The 15,726-nt window shown below is 61.3% G+C and carries 17 protein-coding genes and 1 tRNA gene; 11 read left to right on the top strand and 7 right to left on the bottom strand.

Annotation, left to right across the window (positions count from 1 at the left end):
* Positions 1 to 25: 25 nt before the first annotated feature.
* The 6 genes from BDK61_RS08755 to BDK61_RS08730 all read left to right on the top strand — a co-directional run bounded on the left by BDK61_RS08755 (position 26) and on the right by BDK61_RS08730 (position 6,287).
* Positions 26 to 766 (top strand): cell surface protein, encoded by a 741-nt coding sequence (locus BDK61_RS08755; RefSeq protein WP_121303023.1) that lies wholly within the window; start codon positions 26 to 28, stop codon positions 764 to 766.
* An 18-nt stretch (positions 767 to 784) separates the two neighbouring features.
* The gene (locus BDK61_RS08750; protein WP_121303022.1) at positions 785 to 1,207 is read left to right on the top strand and encodes a hypothetical protein; all 423 of its coding nucleotides are present in this window, start codon (positions 785 to 787) and stop codon (positions 1,205 to 1,207) included.
* Between the two features lie 259 nt (positions 1,208 to 1,466).
* Entirely contained in the window at positions 1,467 to 3,641 is a 2,175-nt protein-coding gene (locus tag BDK61_RS08745) for an alkaline phosphatase PhoX (protein WP_121303021.1), read from the top strand.
* 47 nt (positions 3,642 to 3,688) lie between these two features.
* Entirely contained in the window at positions 3,689 to 4,111 is a 423-nt protein-coding gene (locus BDK61_RS08740; RefSeq protein ID WP_121303020.1) for a hypothetical protein, read from the top strand.
* Between the two features lie 210 nt (positions 4,112 to 4,321).
* Positions 4,322 to 5,857: a TrkH family potassium uptake protein gene (locus BDK61_RS08735; protein ID WP_121303019.1), complete on the top strand. Its 1,536-nt coding sequence runs from the start codon at positions 4,322 to 4,324 to the stop codon at positions 5,855 to 5,857.
* A 73-nt stretch (positions 5,858 to 5,930) separates the two neighbouring features.
* Positions 5,931 to 6,287: a hypothetical protein gene (locus BDK61_RS08730; RefSeq protein WP_121303018.1), complete on the top strand. Its 357-nt coding sequence runs from the start codon at positions 5,931 to 5,933 to the stop codon at positions 6,285 to 6,287.
* Between the two features lie 23 nt (positions 6,288 to 6,310).
* On the opposite strand, the gene BDK61_RS08725 is transcribed toward BDK61_RS08730, so the two are convergent.
* Together BDK61_RS08725 and BDK61_RS08720 are read right to left on the bottom strand one after the other, a co-directional pair.
* Positions 6,311 to 8,005, bottom strand: coding sequence for a potassium transporter TrkG (locus BDK61_RS08725; RefSeq protein WP_121303017.1), 1,695 nt, complete (start codon positions 8,003 to 8,005; stop codon positions 6,311 to 6,313).
* 1 nt (position 8,006) lies between these two features.
* Positions 8,007 to 8,690, bottom strand: coding sequence for a potassium channel family protein (locus BDK61_RS08720; RefSeq protein ID WP_121303016.1), 684 nt, complete (start codon positions 8,688 to 8,690; stop codon positions 8,007 to 8,009).
* Positions 8,691 to 8,814: 124 nt separating this feature from the next.
* Between BDK61_RS08720 and BDK61_RS24165 the strand changes: the two genes are divergently transcribed.
* The 3 genes from BDK61_RS24165 (at position 8,815) to BDK61_RS08710 (ending at position 10,246) form a co-directional block, all read left to right on the top strand.
* Positions 8,815 to 8,949: a hypothetical protein gene (locus BDK61_RS24165; protein ID WP_004961683.1), complete on the top strand. Its 135-nt coding sequence runs from the start codon at positions 8,815 to 8,817 to the stop codon at positions 8,947 to 8,949.
* Positions 8,950 to 9,077: 128 nt separating this feature from the next.
* The gene (locus tag BDK61_RS08715; protein ID WP_121303015.1) at positions 9,078 to 9,956 is read left to right on the top strand and encodes a shikimate kinase; all 879 of its coding nucleotides are present in this window, start codon (positions 9,078 to 9,080) and stop codon (positions 9,954 to 9,956) included.
* On the top strand, positions 9,953 to 10,246 hold the full coding sequence (locus tag BDK61_RS08710; RefSeq protein ID WP_004961688.1) for a chorismate mutase: 294 nt from the start codon (positions 9,953 to 9,955) through the stop codon (positions 10,244 to 10,246). The genes BDK61_RS08715 and BDK61_RS08710 overlap by 4 nt, the downstream gene beginning before the upstream one ends.
* A 75-nt stretch (positions 10,247 to 10,321) precedes the next feature.
* On the opposite strand, the gene BDK61_RS08705 is transcribed toward BDK61_RS08710, so the two are convergent.
* The 4 genes from BDK61_RS08705 to BDK61_RS08695 all read right to left on the bottom strand — a co-directional run bounded on the left by BDK61_RS08705 (position 10,322) and on the right by BDK61_RS08695 (position 12,658).
* Positions 10,322 to 11,002 carry a carbonic anhydrase gene (locus BDK61_RS08705; RefSeq protein WP_121303014.1) on the bottom strand — a complete coding sequence of 227 codons (681 nt, stop codon included), beginning with the start codon at positions 11,000 to 11,002 and terminating at the stop codon, positions 10,322 to 10,324.
* Positions 11,003 to 11,266: 264 nt separating this feature from the next.
* A tRNA-Trp gene (locus BDK61_RS23010) sits at positions 11,267 to 11,447 on the bottom strand.
* A gap of 54 nt (positions 11,448 to 11,501) precedes the next feature.
* Complete coding sequence (locus BDK61_RS08700) at positions 11,502 to 11,729, bottom strand: DUF5795 family protein (protein WP_004961693.1); 228 nt, start codon at positions 11,727 to 11,729, stop codon at positions 11,502 to 11,504.
* Between the two features lie 41 nt (positions 11,730 to 11,770).
* Positions 11,771 to 12,658, bottom strand: a complete 888-nt coding sequence (locus BDK61_RS08695; RefSeq protein WP_004961697.1) for a DUF5794 domain-containing protein — start codon at positions 12,656 to 12,658, stop codon at positions 11,771 to 11,773.
* 413 nt (positions 12,659 to 13,071) lie between these two features.
* Between BDK61_RS08695 and guaB the strand changes: the two genes are divergently transcribed.
* Positions 13,072 to 14,556, top strand: a complete 1,485-nt coding sequence (guaB, locus tag BDK61_RS08690) for an IMP dehydrogenase (RefSeq protein ID WP_011223206.1) — start codon at positions 13,072 to 13,074, stop codon at positions 14,554 to 14,556.
* 203 nt (positions 14,557 to 14,759) lie between these two features.
* Here guaB and BDK61_RS08685 read toward each other — a convergent pair whose 3' ends face one another.
* Positions 14,760 to 14,984 carry a hypothetical protein gene (locus tag BDK61_RS08685; RefSeq protein WP_004961702.1) on the bottom strand — a complete coding sequence of 75 codons (225 nt, stop codon included), beginning with the start codon at positions 14,982 to 14,984 and terminating at the stop codon, positions 14,760 to 14,762.
* 87 nt (positions 14,985 to 15,071) lie between these two features.
* On the opposite strand from BDK61_RS08685, the gene BDK61_RS08680 reads away from it, so the two are divergent.
* Positions 15,072 to 15,512, top strand: coding sequence for a GNAT family N-acetyltransferase (locus BDK61_RS08680; protein WP_049944758.1), 441 nt, complete (start codon positions 15,072 to 15,074; stop codon positions 15,510 to 15,512).
* Positions 15,513 to 15,726 lie beyond the last annotated feature (214 nt).

Genomic DNA, 15,726 nt, shown 5'->3' with positions numbered 1-15,726 from the left:
TCTCATCTTTCCATACAGGAACACAATGACAGACGACAGCCCCCTTTCGATACGCGGTTGCGTCAGAACCGCTGGCACCCCGCTCGCGCTCGTCGCGCTCGTCCTCCTCGCGGGGACGGTCCCCGCGCTCGCTGCAGGGCAGAGTACGCCAGCAATCAGCATCGAGACCGGCTCCGTCGCTGCCGGTGAAACGATGGCCGTGCCGGTCGTTCTCACCAGCGCACCGGACGGACTGGCCGGCTACCAGCTCAAACTCTCCGTCGATGACCCCGCAGTCGCCCGATTTGAGAACGCAAGCTACCCCGACCGCCTCGGCCTCACGACTGACCCTGTCATTAGTTCAGACGGTGAGACAGTCACGCTTGAGGCGGCTGACCTCGACGGGCAGATAGAACCCGGCGCGAGCGACGTGACGCTCGCGACGGTCCAACTCACCGGTGTCGCCGGCGGCGAGACACAGGTGACCGTCGCGTCGAGTCAGGTCGACGCGGACGGCGGCGGCGTGGTCGAACCTGCGACCGAGCCGACGGCGGTCGCAGTCTCTCCGAGCGCATCGACGGAGACAGCGACCGCTGTGAGCGACGCATCCTCACCCGCCAGCGAGTCCACAGCCGAGTCAGCGGGCACCGCAAACGCCGCAGGTACCACAACGGATAGCGGCGACCGGTCGACGACTAGCGCGAACGGGCCACTCCCAATAGCGCTGGCCATCGCCGCACTCGCTGCGGTGGCGGCGCTCGCAGCTAGAACGAGCCGACAACCGTAGCACCAGACCAACCTATCCATGCCACAATCAGACACCACTGTTGCACCGATGGACAGTTCGACCTATCGTGAGTACATCCTCGACATACGCATCGCCGAACGACCGACAGGCGAGGGTGACACACGCTATCGGTTCGAGGCCCCAGACCACGAGGGCGTCGAGTTCGATGACCCCGAGATGGCAACGCTATACGCTGATGTGTACTTCGATGTGAACGGCTTCCAAGAGGCCGGGACCGGCGAGCGCGGCGTGCCACCGACAGTCATACAGGCTGGCCGTGATACGCTGGTCGCCTACTTTCTCACCCAAGCGGGCGTCGATGTCCACTGGGCGGCGTCGTTTTACCGCGAGAAACCGGAGAAAATTGAACGATACGTCTCACGCGTCCGCAAGCGGTCGAAGAAAATCCGCGAGGGGGCAAAAGAACAGGGCCACGCCTGAGTACCGCTACACTGTGACAGACTGCGGGCCGAGTCCACTGATGGAGCAGACAGACCCCTCACAAGCGTCCTGCTCCTGTAGCACTGTGCCATCTGGCTCGTATATTTAATAGATAATATATTCGGCAAAAATAGCGCTGCATCGTGATTTATTCACAAACTGTCTGTTACCCTGCAACCGGGATATCTCTGTACAGAAAATATCCTTATACGCACATATTATAAACCGGTTTTAAAGCACCCTCCGCTTGAACAGGTGCATGGTCGATTTTAGTCGACGACAGGTACTCTCGAAATCGGTGGCAGATGCGCTTGGGGCCAGTGTCATCGGTGTGGCAAGTGGTGATGAGGTCGCAGAATCTGAGACAGTCGGCTCGGGGACTGTCAAGGGTGAGCTCAAACGATTTTCGACGACAGCGTTCGGGGCGGAGGTGACAGGGCCGTTTGTCTTCCAGAACGGGGCACTCCTGTACAGTCTCCAGCATCCTGAGGAGGAAAATCCGGAGCCGTTCGACACTGCTGGAATCGGCTATTTCAGTGGTTTCCAGTTCGAACTTGATGGGACTAACGACGACTTCGACGAGCTGTCGACGCCACAGACCGAGGCGGAGCAGCGTCAGGTCCGGTCAGGCGACGGGGAATACGAAATCCTCGCACACGGTCGGGACAAAATCAACGACGGCGAGGAGCGCCTCGGCGTGACGCAGACGCCGGACGGAACAGACATCACGCTAGACAATTTCGAAGGGACGCAGTACGGTGCGGCTGGGACGAACCCTGACTGTAATCAGTTTGTCCCGACAGACGAGGACGGAACTGAAGGGTACCTGTTTACCAACTGGGAGAACAGTCCGGGCAACGTCAGTCGAATCCCGTTGCGCCAGACTTTCGACGGCGAGTGGGAAGCCGACCTCGATGACGCGATCAACCTGGCGAACACGGAGCCGTTCCGTGAGATCGGTGGCACGCGGATCAACTGTTACGGCGATCTTAGCCCGTGGGGAACAATGATCTCTTCAGAGGAGAACTACGCCCACCCCCGTGTGTCGCTGACCAACCAAGTCGGTGACATCGTCGACGCCGGCACCGGAAAGGGACGCATCGGTGGTGCGCAGTTCTGGAACCGACCGAACCCGACTGAGATTCAGAGCGCCGTCGACGACTACTACGGCGACGAAGCTTGGAGCATCCAGGGATACTGGGCGCTGGACGGCGTGGAATTCCTCGCGTATTATCTCGGTTCTGAGCAGTCATATCAGAACTCAAACAGCAATAGCACCGAACCGATCTCTGATACGTATCCGAACCCGTACCGATATGGCTACCACGTCGACTTCCGCGAGCCGACCGCTGACCCGCCACAGCCAGTCAAGTACTACGTGATGGGGCGGGCCTCGTGGGAGGCACCGAACATTCAGGCCGACGAGCAAACTGTCTATATGTGCTCGGACGGCGACAGCAAGGGCATCTACAAGTTCGTCGCCGACGAGCGGATTCCGAAGTACGACGACCCGATGGACGTGTCGGGCACGCTGTACGCGCCGGAGATCACGAACCCACAGGCGGACGCGTCGACGGTTGGCACACGGAAGTCTCCGGCTGAGTACTCGCTCGACATCGAGTGGATTCCGCTGGGTAGTGCAAGCAACGCGGAAATCGAAGAGTGGATTGCCGAATACGACGACATCACGCAATCTGACTATCTCCGAGTCCACGCCGGGTCTGACTGGATGGAGGACCGCGAGGCCGCCCTCGAGGAGGCTGACCGAGAAGTCATCGAGAACGGCAACCAGAACTACATCACCAACGAGGAAATTGTCGAGTGGGCCGACCAGTACTACGCCGAAGGTCCTGACGGCGTTGACGAGGAACTCCGCCGGGTTCCGTTCCTCGAAACCCGTGCGGCGGCAAAGGAAATCGGCGTATCGATCGAGTTCAACAAAGCAGAGGGTGTCGACAGCAAGGACGGTGCCGGACCAGGCGACCCAGTCTACTTCGGTATTTCAGAGTTCAACGACGACCTCGCAAACGACGAGGGCGACATCCAGATGGACCGCGTCGACGGCGGGGTCGTCTATCGCGGTGTGCTTGAATCCGACTACAACATCTCGACGCTCGAACCGGTCATTGTCGGCCCCGACTTCACCGACGAGCCAGAAGACGCCGACGACGCGCTCCGGAACGTCGATAACGTCTACGTGATGGACGACGGACGCGTCCTCTGCTGTGAGGACGGCTTCGGCGGCCCCGCGCGCTCGTACCCGAACGACGGGCTCTACGTCTACGAGCCACAGGAGCCCGAAGAAAAGACGAGAAACGGGAATAGCGGTAACGGCAACAGCGGCAACGGTAACAACGGCAACGAAAATAGCAACAACGGTAACGAGAATGCCACAGCGGCAACGAGAGCAACAGCTAACGAGGCACGCCGCTGACCAAGCACCACTCCGACAGCTATCCAGCTTTCGATTTTACCCAAGAAATGGCTCAGACTGACAACTCAAACACTGTAACCGACTTAGAGACGTATCGTGAGTATATCCTCGGCGTCCGAATCACCGAACGGACCACTGCTGACGGCGAGACACGGTATCGCTTTGAGGCCCCAGATCACCAGAGAATTGCATTCGACGACCCGGACACGGCGACGCTGTACGCTGATGTGTACTTCGACGTAAATGGTTTTCAGGAGGCCGGGACCGGCGACCGCGGCGTGCCGCCGACGGTCATACAGGCTGGCCGTGATACGCTCGTCGCGTACTTCCTCACGCAGGACGGCGTCGACGTTCACTGGGCCGCGTCGTTCTACGGCGAGAAACCGGAGAAAATCGAACGGTACGTGTCACGCGTCCGTAAGCGGTCGAAGAAAATCCGCGAAGGGGCGAAAGAACGGGGCCACGCCTGAGTCGCCACTGCAGCGTCTCTAGTAGTTCCAGCGGCAAGATCGACACCGGACGACGCGACTGCATACGCAGTCGGTGCGCTGCCAGAACGGAACAGCGACCGCATCGAACTGACGCTGTGCACGAGTAGATTCGCCGGAAACGGCGCTGTTAGAACGTGGGGCTTTTTCATATCGGGAGTGTGAGCGTCAGTTAATGGTCGGTGATTAGTGATGTCGGTTCGCGTCGACTGGCGACAGAGCGTCGCTCTGACCGGCACTGTCATCAAGTATCTCGCCGTCGCAATGCTGGTCCCGCTCGGGATCAGTTTGCTGTACGGAGAGGATACCGTTGTCTTCCTGATTTCTATCGCAATTGCCATCGTGGTCGGCCTTGCACTGGAGCAAGTCAGCGACAGCCACGAACTCGGGCCACGCGAAGCGCTGCTGTTCGTCGGGCTCTCGTGGGGGGCTGTCGCAGTCATCGGTGCGATTCCCTACGTTATCGCCGGGTACGGGACCGAATCAGCGCTCGGTGAGCCTGTGAACGCACTGTTCGAGTCGATGTCCGGGTTTACAACCACTGGCGCGACTGCTACCGATGAAATATCGTTTGCTCGCCACTCCCACGCGCTGCTGATGTGGCGACAGCTCACCCAGTGGCTCGGCGGGATGGGTATCATCGTCCTGATGGTCGCCATTCTCCCAGAGGCAGCCGTCAACGGGGCACAGTTGATCGAATCGGAGGCACCCGGCCCCGAACTGCAGAAACTGACGCCGAAGATAGCCGAGACTGCCCGACTCCTCTGGCTGTTCTATCTGGGCTTTACCGTTCTGTATATCCTCATTCTGCTTGGCCTCCATTACACAGGCTACGCACCGAATATGGACGCTTACAACGCCGTTGCCCACGGGTTCACAACGCTGCCGACCGGCGGCTTCTCGCCACAGGCTGAGAGCATCGCCTACTTCTCACCGGCCGTCCAGTGGGCCGTCATCCCGTTCATGCTCATTGCCGGGATGAACTTCGCGTTGTTTTACCTCCTGTTGCAGGACGAGTATGCGGCCTTCCTCCAGGACCGTGAACTCCAGGCGTACCTCGGTGCAAACGCCGGCGTGGCCGTCATCCTCTGGGGCCTGCTGTTTACCGGGTCCGCACCGCCGCTCGAACTCGGTGGCATCACGCAGGGTGCGCTGGAGAACTCGCTCAGGCAAGCCACATTCCAGGTCGCCTCGCTACTGAACTCGACCGGGTACGCGACGAGTAACTTCGCTGAGTGGGGCAACACCGCACAGGGAGTCCTGTTGTTCGCGATGTTCATCGGCGGCTCCGCAGGGTCGACGGGTGGCGGTGTCAAGATCGTTCGCTGGCTCGTCGTCCTCAAGAGCATCCGACGGCAACTGTTCACGACTGCCCATCCCAGTGCCGTCAGACCAGTTCGGCTCGGCGGGCAGGTTATCGATGAGGACGTTATCAACGCGATATACGGATTCACGCTTTTGTACCTGCTCACGTTCGGCATCGCGACGGTGTTTCTCCTCCTTGATGCGGGCCGTGTCGGACTCGAACTAACTGTCTTCGAGGCCATCAGTGCAAGTCTTGCGACTATCGGGAATATCGGCCCCGGGTTCGGGTTTCTGGGGCCGTTCGGGACCTACGAACTCTTCCCGGAAACCAGCAAACTGCTGATGATATTCCTGATGTGGATCGGTCGACTGGAGATAATCCCGGTGTTCGTGCTATTCACGGGTGCGTTCTGGAACGAGTGAGTCCGGGAAACACCTTCTGCCGTTGTTTGTAGCTGCCAGTTCAGTTATATTCCTCCCAGATAGAGATGTGAGTATGTCTAGTCATGAAAACGAGCCGACACCGCCTGAGGGGCTCCCGGATGAAGTAGCAGCGGAACTGCCACAGTTGACGCCTGATGAACTCCGCAATACGATCATCTATGCGCAGGAGCTGTTACAATTCCACGACGAGACGGCCTCACCGGTAGATCCGGGCCCCAACGAGGAAATCCTTCGTGCGACCAAACGCGACGGCTACACCGAGGTGGTGAAGCGGACGACCTGTGCTGAAGACTGTGGTGACTGCCCACACGGTCCGTATCTCTACCACGTCAAGGAGGAGACCAGACCCGAGGGCGGTACGAAAGTCCACTGGATGTTCCTCGGCGAAGTCTACCCTGATGAAGAGTGAAAGACTGCGGGGCGACCGCTCAGCTACGGGTCGAGCCCGTACAGCCCGGCGCGGATGAACACGAGTATCGGGATAATCTCCAGTCGGCCGACCCACATATTCAACACGAACATCCCCTCCGCAATCGCGGGCATCGACGGGCCGGTGATGCCCGATGAAAGGCCGACGTTCCCCTGCGCGCTGGCAACTTCGAACAGGGCATCGGCGTAGCCGAACGCTGGTCCTGCGACGTTGGTGAGGACGACGCTGCTGATGATGAGAATGATGAGCCACAGCAGCGTGACGATGGCCGCTTCGCTGAACTCCCGCTCCATCGACTCACGGTCGAGCGTCCGGTTGCCAATACGGGCCGTAATCACCGCGTTTGTCGGGAGGAACACCCGCGAGAACTGCCAGATGATGCCGCGAACGATGGTGTAGCCCCGGATGATTTTGATGCCTCCGACAGTGGACCCCGCAGCGCCGCCAAGCACCATCGCACCGGCCACGAGTACCTTGCCGCCGGCGAGCCAGCGACCGATTGGTGCCGACTGGAAGCCGGTACAGCTGAGGGCGCTGACCCACTGGAACGTCGAGTCCCGGACAGCATCGAGCTGTGCGGCGTTGAGCATCGGCACGGAAACCGGCAGGAACGACTGGGTGGCAAACGCCTCAGTCGTTGCAGGAACGGACCACGCGTTTTGTACTGAGAGACCAACGACGCCGACCGTGAGCAGGATGAACAGCCAGCGGGTCTGCAGGTCCGTCACCAGTTCACGAACCTGCCTGTCGTGTAAGACGACGTAGTGGACCGGGAACGCAATCGCACCGAGAATCATAATCGGCAACAGGACGGTCTCGACAAGCGGCGAGTTGTACGTTGCAATCGAGTTGTCAGTGACCGAGAACCCGCCGGTCGTGAGCCCAGTCATGGCATGGTTGAGTGCCTGCCAGGCGACCTCCCACAGCGGCAGCGACTCCGCGTACTCGCTGTCGCTGGCGAGGATAGCACCGAACAGCAGCGCGAACGAAAGGACTGTGTAGCCGACAACGAGTTTCCAGACCGTTCGGACGGTAGAGACGACGCTTGGATGGATCTTTTCCTCTCGGGCCTCGCTCTGGTAAAGGGCGTAACTACCGCTGCCGGGTCGTGAAAGGATAGACACGGTCAGGACGATGACGCCGACGCCGCCGACGTACTGGATGAACGACCGCCACCACTGGACTGCGCGGGGGAGCGAGGGCTCGTGAACCGCCATCGTCAGGCCGCTCCCGGTCCATCCGCTCATGCTCTCGAAAAAGGCATGGAGCGGATTCCGGAAGTACGCCAGACTGGAAAGCGTCGTCGTTCCGCCGACCCTGATCGGCGCCCACGTACTCGTGTCCGTTCCGACCGGAACAAACGTATCCATGACAGCAGGAGGCGTGAACCACGCGGTCAACAGGAACGGCAACGAGCCGAACGCGGCGACCAGCAGCCACCCGCCGGCGGCGATGACCATGCCGTGTTTCATCTGTGGGGCTGGAGCATCGGAGAACCCGCGGTTCGCGAGACCGCCGACGCCAGCGGTCATCCCGGCCGCGGTAAAGAACCCAAACGCGGCGTAGAACTCTTGAAAGCCCAGCGCAACCGCGGCTGTAATCGTCATCAACCCGGCCTCCATCAGCAGGAGGGACCCGATATCGCGGGCGATTGTCTGCAGGTCTGTCGGGAACAGCCCGCCGTTCCGTCGTGACATATCAGTTGTGGTCCTCGGAGTGACCGAAGATGTCAGTCACCTCCGGCGTCGCACCCTCTCCCGAGTAGACCGTGAGGAGGTCGTCCGCCTCGATACGCGTATCGCCGCGGGGCGTTATTGGGTCACCATCGCCATTACGCTCGATAGCTACGATAAGCGTCTGGCCGCCGATGAGGCCGTCTGTGTTGGCCTCCTGCAACGTTTTGCCTGCAATCGGTGCGTCAGGCTGGACCGTTATCTCGAACACTTCCGCGTGATCGCCAATGCGCATGAAGTCAACGATAGACGGCCGTTTGACGGCCCGATAGAGATACTCGGCGATGAGCCGCTGTGGGTTCTGCATCGTGTTGACGCCGATCTGGCGGAACACGTTCATGTGCTCGGGATTGTGGACAACTGAGACGATGTCCGGCACTTCGAGTTCCTGTGCCAGTAGACAGACCATGATGTTGGTCGCGTCCTGATCGGTTGTCGAGATGAGCGCGTCGGCACGGTCTGCACCGGCGTCCTCTAGCGTATCCTTCACCGTCGCGTCGTCGTTGATAACGAGACAGTCGTACTGTCTCGACGCGCGTTCCGCTCGTTCCGCGTCGCGTTCGATAACGACGACCTCGTTGCCCCCTGCTGTCGCAATCTCAAGCAACGGCGACCCGATATCACCGGCACCAACGATGACAATATACATTTTTGCCAGTGTACTGAACCGATGGTTGAAAGCCTACCGTTCCCAGTCACAGGGAGGCCATTGCGGTAATTCGGGGCAGTCCCGCTCCCAAACCACTATACTGTCCCCGACTGAATCCCACGGTATGGCAACTCTCACCGAGCAGTTCGACCATCCAGCGTGGCTGACAGCCGCCGGGACGCTGGCCGGCTATGGCATCATCCTCCTATTCATGTTCCTGTTGCTGTTTATTCTGCCGTATCTCCTGTTCCCAGCCTAAGACGGGGTACTGCAGTCGGACGCCGGTGTATCGCATTACTAGACAGAACCACATCGGCTGCTGCGGTCAATATGACCGCTACAGGGGTATCGCAGTTAGTAAATAGGTTCGTGTGGGAGTACACGTCGATGGAAGGGAAGGCAGCAGCGCCCGCAGCAGGGACGGTCCTCAACGCGCTCGCGACCGGCCGCGGCGCGGCGTTTGCTATCGACGAGTACACGACAGCGACCGTCACGCTCTCGACCGAGACCGACGGCGTCACCGGTGAGGTGGACGGTGCGCCGGACGCCGACACGCGGCTCATCGAACGCTGTGTCGAGTACGTCATCGACGCCCACGGCGGCCCACAGAACGTGGGTGTCCCGGCAGTCTCCGGCGGGACCGTCCGCACCGAGAGCGAGGTCCCGATGGCGTCGGGGCTCAAAAGCTCCAGTGCGGCCGCAAACGCGACTGTCATGGCGACGCTCGACGCGCTTGACGCGACCGAGCGGATGAGCCGCGAGGACATGGCCCGTCTCGGCGTCATGGCCGCCCGCGACGTGGGTGTCACCGTCACCGGGGCCTTCGACGACGCGTCGGCGTCGATGCTCGGCGGCGTCACCGTCACCGACAACGAGGACGACGCGCTCCTTGCCCGCGAGGAAATCGACTGGGATGTGCTCGTCTGGACGCCGCCGGAACAGTCTTTCAGTGCTGACGCGGATGTCGAGCGATGTCGGCAGATCGCACCGATGGCCCGCCTCGTCGAGGACCTCGCACTCGATGGCGACTACCAGCGGGCCATGACCGTCAACGGCCTCGCGTTCTCGGCCGCGCTGGATTTCGAGACGGACCCGGTTCTCGACGCGCTCCAGCACGTCGAGGGCGTCTCACTGTCCGGAACGGGGCCGTCGTTTACCGCCGTCGGCGAACGGGCGGCACTCGAAGCTGTACAGGACACCTGGGACAAGCGACCCGGGGCGACCTGGCTGACGACGACACAAACAGAGGGAACACACACAGTATGAGCACGAATTCAAACCCAGAGGATATGTCGCTGGACGAACTACGCGACGAAATCCGGACAATCGACCGCGAGATCGTTGAGAAGATCGCACAGCGAACCTACGTGGCCGACACCATCGCACAGGTCAAAGACGAGAAGGGGTTGCCGACGACCGACGAGCAACAGGAGCAGGCCGTCATGGACCGCGCCGGCGACAACGCGGAGCAGTTCGATGTCGACCAGAATCTCGTCAAAGCGATCTTCCGGCTCCTGATCGAACTGAACAAGGTCGAACAGCGAGAGAACAGATAGTAAGAACCTGTTGTGATGTGGTCGGTATAGTCCGAGACTCGGTTTTAACGCTCACTCACCACCTTCACCGTCCTGTTAGTACTCCCAGAGACGGTTGATCCGTGAGTCGATATCGGGATGGGCTGCCCGGAGCGCGTCGACATCGGTTTCGCCGTCGACGTTGATTACGTGGACCTCACCCCGTTGCCCCCCGTACACGTCCTGAAAGTCGTAGACGACACCGAACACGTCGACGGCGTCGGGCACGTCATCGCTGTCTCGGAGGAACTCGACTTGCCTGTCGACGTTGTACTCGACGAGTCGGTTGACAGCCGCCGCCCGCTCGATGTCTTCGGGAAGGTGTTCCAGCGCGGGCTCAAGATGCGGTTTGAGAACGCCGAGACAGTGCTCGATACCGGCCGGCTCATCGAGGCCGTCCGTCAGGTCGTCGTAGGTCGCCGTCACCGCTCCACAGCCGGTGTGGCCGACGACGATGGCGGTTTCGGTCATCGTGTGCTCGATGGGGTACAACACGTCACCCGAGACCGCCTCGCCGGACGCGGTCCGCTGGATGACTCGGTTTCCGATATTGCTACAGGTGAAGAGATGTCCCGGCTCGCTGTTGCCCCACATATGGTCCTGTAGCACCCGCGAATCGGAGCAACAGACCGTGACGGCGTCGGGCGTTTGCGAGTTCTGGACGCTGTCGAACCGGTCCCGGAACGCCGCCGCGTGGTCGGCGTTTCCGGCAAGTAAATCACGTAATAACTGACTCATGCGTGGGCAGATAGCCGCCATGCAGTAAACTCATTGGACTTGGGCAGTGTTGGCGTCTGCAACTCGGCACTGACTACAGGTCCGTGCTTTCAGAATGCTCTGGCAGTGCTGAGGATGGGTTTAGAGCCAGATATATCGGGTTGCGACGTCCTACTGTGATGCAAGCCAGCGAACAGACCGGTCTGAAAGGGTAACGGTATGTGGTCGGAGAGACTTGAGCAAAAGAGCCTCTGCTGGCAATTTTGGAGCGTGAAACGCGAGAAATGGGGTCGGAGGGATTTGAACCCCCGATCGGCTGATATCTCCGTCCTGCGCCTCGGAACTCCAGAGGGTCATCGTCGCGAACCGGTGATCAGCCGGCCGCTCAGTATATCAGCCCTTGGAGTGTCGTCCCAGGCGCGTGGCCTCTGGAGTCAGCCGCCTTCCCGGACTAGGCCACGACCCCGCACTCCGGCGTAAGCCGACTCGCATTAAAGGGATTTCGATTGGCAGACGGCGCTCAGTCGCGGTCGGTGTCAGACCAGTCGCATTCCTGGCACTTGTATCCAGTAACGAATTCTAGCGCAGAGGGCATGTACCCCACGGAGATGACGTTCTCGCCGCATTCCGGGCAGTCGTCATCGGCGTCTTCGATAGGCTCTGCGTCCATAACACCGTCTCCTTCGATGAGTTCGGCCAGGCTCTCGGGGGTTTGCATCCGACCCTGGACCACGCGATTGTCGCTCATACCGGACGACCGGGCCTGAGAGGCCTAAAAGTTCTCCCTCGTCACAGCCACGGGGCGCGTTCTTGATCCGGTTCGTACTCGACCGCGGCCCCTTCGTCGGTCTGCTCGTCGGCGGCGACGCCCTGGGACGCGCCGCCGTCGGCGAAGGCGGCGGTGAGGTCCACGGCGTCCGGTCGGTATTCCGTGTGACGCGTGCGGGCGTTCTCCGGGTCGAACGACAGCAGCGCCGTGACAGCGAGCACGGCCAGCGCCACGGGCGCGTCGGTCGGCATCACGCCGAGGACCGAAAGGGCGAGGACGCCGAGCGCGACAGCACTACCGAAGCGAAAGCGGTCGATGTCGACGGCGTTACGCAGCCACGGGCTCGCCAGTGCGACGGCGAGGGCGAAGCCGATACCGACGCCCGTGGTGGCGGCCGCGCGGAGCAAGACACCGGGTTCGATAGCGGTGACCAGCGTTGCGCCGGCGGGGTCAAGGCTCGCCAGCAGGCCGAGGACGACGATGACGGCTGGCCGCGGCAGGTACTCGCCGATTCGGGCGCTCGCGGTCTGTGCTGCGATGGCGAGGATGACGAGGCCGGCGAACCGTTCGAGGGTCCCCAGTTCGACGAGTCCCGCAATCGTCGGCGCAAGGGCCGCTTCGACGAGCGCGATCGGCATCAACACGGCTCCGATGATGAGTACAGAGCGCGCCTGCTGCCGGGGGCCACCTTCGAGTTCGGCTAACACGACAGCGACGGTGGCCGACCCGCCGAAGACGAGCAAGCCCACTTCGAGGACGCCCATCCAGGTCGAGAGTGCCCCCGCGAGGACGAGCACCGGGAAGATGCCGTCGACGAGCGGCAGACCCATAACGGTCGCCAGCAGCCGGCCACCGCGGCCGACCTGCTGCTCAATGTCGAGTGCAATCGGGTGTCTGGAGCTACTCATGTCGTGCTACGGTTGAGCGTAACCCAACTCCCGTCGGGAGGTTCTCACTCGGTCCTGACGAACACGACAGAATTGCCAGAACTTCTTACCGAACCACGTGAACGCTGTATTGCCCGACGCTGTGGACGTCATCTGACGGGCAGTACCGTTCCGTGCGGGTTCGGTGAGTCGCATGTTTTTAATTATCCTTCATTCGCACATAACCGTTGCGTGAGAACTGCGCACATACGCCACCGTTTCTCCGGAATAGCCCGTTGTTTGTGGACGAATGTCTCACCTTCGGGACCAGGGAGTGACAAATGAGAGATCGATAGCGGATTTCTGGAACGGGGTGCCAGAGAGACGTGTGGCATCGAACCTCACGTAGCGCCGAGTCTCGCAACGTTTTTGCCGGGCCGTCGTTGACGATTTACATGGCGAACGATTCCGAGCCTTTCTCAGAGAAGCTCCGAGTGCCGGAGGCGCTGACGTTCGACGACGTACTCCTCAGACCCAAGGAGTCCCGTGTCGAACCCGACGAGGCAGATACCACAACGCGGGTCTCGAAGTCGGTCGAACTGACCGTCCCCGTTGTCTCCGCGGCAATGGACACCGTCACCGAGAGTGACATGGCGATCGCGATGGCACGCCAGGGCGGCATTGGCGTCCTCCACCGCAACATGAACGCCGACCAGATGGCGACCGAGATCGAGCGGGTCAAACGCGCCGACGAGCTCATTATCCGCGATGTCGTGACGGCCAGCCCGAACCAGACCGTCCGCGAGGTCGACGAGATGATGGAACACGAGGGCGTTTCCGGCGCGCCGGTCGTCGACGACGACAACGGCGAAGTGCTGGGTATCATCTCCGGGACGGACATCCGGCCGTATCTGGAGGTCGGCGAGGACGACGCCGTCACGGATGCGATGACTGACGAAGTCGTCACCGCCCCCGAGGACGTGACGCCCCGTGAGGCGCTGGAACTGATGTACGACCACAAGATCGAGCGCGTCCCTATTGTCGATGGCGAGAACCGACTCGTCGGGCTGGTCACGATGCAGGGCATCCTCCAGCGCCGCGAGTACGACCAGGCCGCCCGCGCGGACGACGGCTCGCTCCGCTGTGGTGCCGCTGTCGGCCCCTTCGAGATGGACCGCGCGCAGGTCGCCGACGAGGCCGGTGCTGACATCCTGTTCATCGACTGTGCGCACGCCCACAACGCGAACGTCATCGAGAGCGCCCGCGAGATCAAGGCCGAAGTAGACGCTGACGTGGTCGTCGGCAACATCGGGACCCGGGAAGCCGCCGAGGCCGTCGTCGACTTCGCTGACGGCGTCAAGGTGGGTATCGGCCCCGGCTCCATCTGTACGACTCGTGTGGTTACCGGGTCGGGGATGCCACAGATCACCGCCGTTGCGCAGGTCGCCGACGTGGCGAGCCAGCACGACGTGCCGGTCATCGCCGACGGCGGCATCCGGTATTCCGGCGACGCCATCAAGGCCATCGCCGCGGGCGCTGACGCGGTGATGCTCGGTTCGTACTTCGCCGGGACCGACGAGGCTCCGGGCCGCGTCATCACGATGAACGGCAAGAAGTACAAGCAGTACCGCGGCATGGGCAGCGTCGGCGCGATGAACGAGGGCGGCGGCGAACGCTACCTCAAGGACGACGAAGAGGGCGAGGAGTTCGTCCCCGAAGGCGTCGAAGCCGCGACACCGTACAAGGGCTCGCTGGCCTCCGAACTCCACCAGCTCGTCGGCGGGATGCAGTCCGGGATGGGCTACGTCGGAGCCGAGACGATACCCGAGTTCAAGCAACGCGCCGAGTTTGTTCGGGTCTCTGCCGCGGGACAGCAGGAGAGCCACCCACACGACGTGATGATTACGGACGAAGCACCCAACTACAGCCCCGACAACTAACGCTGTTGACCGAGGAACGCAAGAAAGTCGAAGCCGACTATAATGCGGTTTCGCAGGCCGGACTACACGCTTCTTTCTGTGCCGCATTTGCGTCGGGATACGCTTTGAACGACGCACCACAGCTCGCACACTCGAACGTGTCGAAGTCGGACATAGCGGCCCAGTATACTCGCGCCGCGAAAAAATCATTTCGGGAGTGTCCGTCAGTCGTAGTAGTCTTCGTCCAGCGGCAGTTCCGTCCCGGACGACGTGACTTTGTCGACAGTCGTCTCCAGACGGAGTGTCTCACTGCACTCGGGACAGATGACCGCCACGTCGACCTGAAGAGAGTCATCGGCGTCGTAGATTCCCAGAACCTCCGCGTCAGAGGCGTACAGATACTCCGCCGACAGTTCGTGCTCGTGGTCGCGAGCGTAGTCGTACGTCATACGTGCCCGCTTCACCCGCATCTGTGTTGATGGTTTCGGCGATTCTAAGTGACAGCACATACAGGGGACCCGCTCGAAGTCGCGGACATGGGCGACTTGGAAATCAGTGTCGGCACCTGGGATGCGTTCGAAGATGCGGCAACAGCCGTCAGAACAGCAGTGTTCGTCGAGGAACAGGGCGTCTCCGAGGACGAGGAACTCGATGGAAACGACTCGGATGCGGTCCAGTTTCTGGCCCGTGACGACGAGTATCCCGTCGGGACTGCTCGGCTCCGGTTCCCCGAGTCCACGGTCGGCAAGGTTGAGCGAGTTGCGGTCCGCGAGCCCTATCGGGGCGATGGCGTCGGCGCAGCGCTGATGCGGGCCGTCGAAGACGCCGCTCGGGACGACGGCGCAACCGAACTCAAACTCCACGCACAGACCCACGTTGAACCATTTTACCAGCAGCTCGGCTATGAGACGGTTAGCGACGAATTCGAGGAAGCAGGCATCCCACACGTCAAGATGCGAAAGCAACTGGACGGCTAACTGGCCTGCCTAACGGGTCGGAAGAGAGTCAAATCACGGTCGGGCGTGTTCGCTTCGGGCTTCGCGCCCTCTCTGGTTCAAATGTCTCCTACTACACCCGTGGCTCGCGGATTTGCGAGCCACAGTAATAGCGGGCCGGAAGGGATTTGAACCACGGTCGGACGTGCTCGCTTCGCTCCGCGCGACCTCCCTGATTCAAATCCTTCGAACGTTT

This window comes from Haloarcula quadrata (assembly GCF_003634715.1).
In the GTDB taxonomy this organism is placed as follows: Archaea; Halobacteriota; Halobacteria; order Halobacteriales; family Haloarculaceae; genus Haloarcula; species Haloarcula marismortui.
Note: the sequence above shows the minus strand (reverse complement) of the source record. Positions and strands in the feature narration are given on the sequence as shown.

What these genes read in the sequence shown, in the direction of transcription:
- BDK61_RS08705 (WP_121303014.1), bottom strand. Translation starts at nt 11,002, where the DNA reads ATGAGTCAGTTATTACGTGATTTACTTGCCGGAAACGCCGACCACGCG.
- BDK61_RS08685 (WP_004961702.1), bottom strand. Translation starts at nt 14,984, where the DNA reads ATGACGTACGACTACGCTCGCGACCACGAGCACGAACTGTCGGCGGAG.
- BDK61_RS08695 (WP_004961697.1), bottom strand. Translation starts at nt 12,658, where the DNA reads ATGAGTAGCTCCAGACACCCGATTGCACTCGACATTGAGCAGCAGGTC.
- BDK61_RS08735 (WP_121303019.1), top strand. Translation starts at nt 4,322, where the DNA reads ATGTCGGTTCGCGTCGACTGGCGACAGAGCGTCGCTCTGACCGGCACT.
- BDK61_RS08750 (WP_121303022.1), top strand. Translation starts at nt 785, where the DNA reads ATGCCACAATCAGACACCACTGTTGCACCGATGGACAGTTCGACCTAT.
- BDK61_RS08700 (WP_004961693.1), bottom strand. Translation starts at nt 11,729, where the DNA reads ATGAGCGACAATCGCGTGGTCCAGGGTCGGATGCAAACCCCCGAGAGC.
- BDK61_RS08715 (WP_121303015.1), top strand. Translation starts at nt 9,078, where the DNA reads ATGGAAGGGAAGGCAGCAGCGCCCGCAGCAGGGACGGTCCTCAACGCG.
- BDK61_RS08710 (WP_004961688.1), top strand. Translation starts at nt 9,953, where the DNA reads ATGAGCACGAATTCAAACCCAGAGGATATGTCGCTGGACGAACTACGC.
- BDK61_RS24165 (WP_004961683.1), top strand. Translation starts at nt 8,815, where the DNA reads ATGGCAACTCTCACCGAGCAGTTCGACCATCCAGCGTGGCTGACAGCC.
- BDK61_RS08755 (WP_121303023.1), top strand. Translation starts at nt 26, where the DNA reads ATGACAGACGACAGCCCCCTTTCGATACGCGGTTGCGTCAGAACCGCT.
- BDK61_RS08680 (WP_049944758.1), top strand. Translation starts at nt 15,072, where the DNA reads ATGGGCGACTTGGAAATCAGTGTCGGCACCTGGGATGCGTTCGAAGAT.
- guaB (WP_011223206.1), top strand. Translation starts at nt 13,072, where the DNA reads ATGGCGAACGATTCCGAGCCTTTCTCAGAGAAGCTCCGAGTGCCGGAG.
- BDK61_RS08730 (WP_121303018.1), top strand. Translation starts at nt 5,931, where the DNA reads ATGTCTAGTCATGAAAACGAGCCGACACCGCCTGAGGGGCTCCCGGAT.
- BDK61_RS08725 (WP_121303017.1), bottom strand. Translation starts at nt 8,005, where the DNA reads ATGTCACGACGGAACGGCGGGCTGTTCCCGACAGACCTGCAGACAATC.
- BDK61_RS08720 (WP_121303016.1), bottom strand. Translation starts at nt 8,690, where the DNA reads ATGTATATTGTCATCGTTGGTGCCGGTGATATCGGGTCGCCGTTGCTT.
- BDK61_RS08740 (WP_121303020.1), top strand. Translation starts at nt 3,689, where the DNA reads ATGGCTCAGACTGACAACTCAAACACTGTAACCGACTTAGAGACGTAT.
- BDK61_RS08745 (WP_121303021.1), top strand. Translation starts at nt 1,467, where the DNA reads ATGGTCGATTTTAGTCGACGACAGGTACTCTCGAAATCGGTGGCAGAT.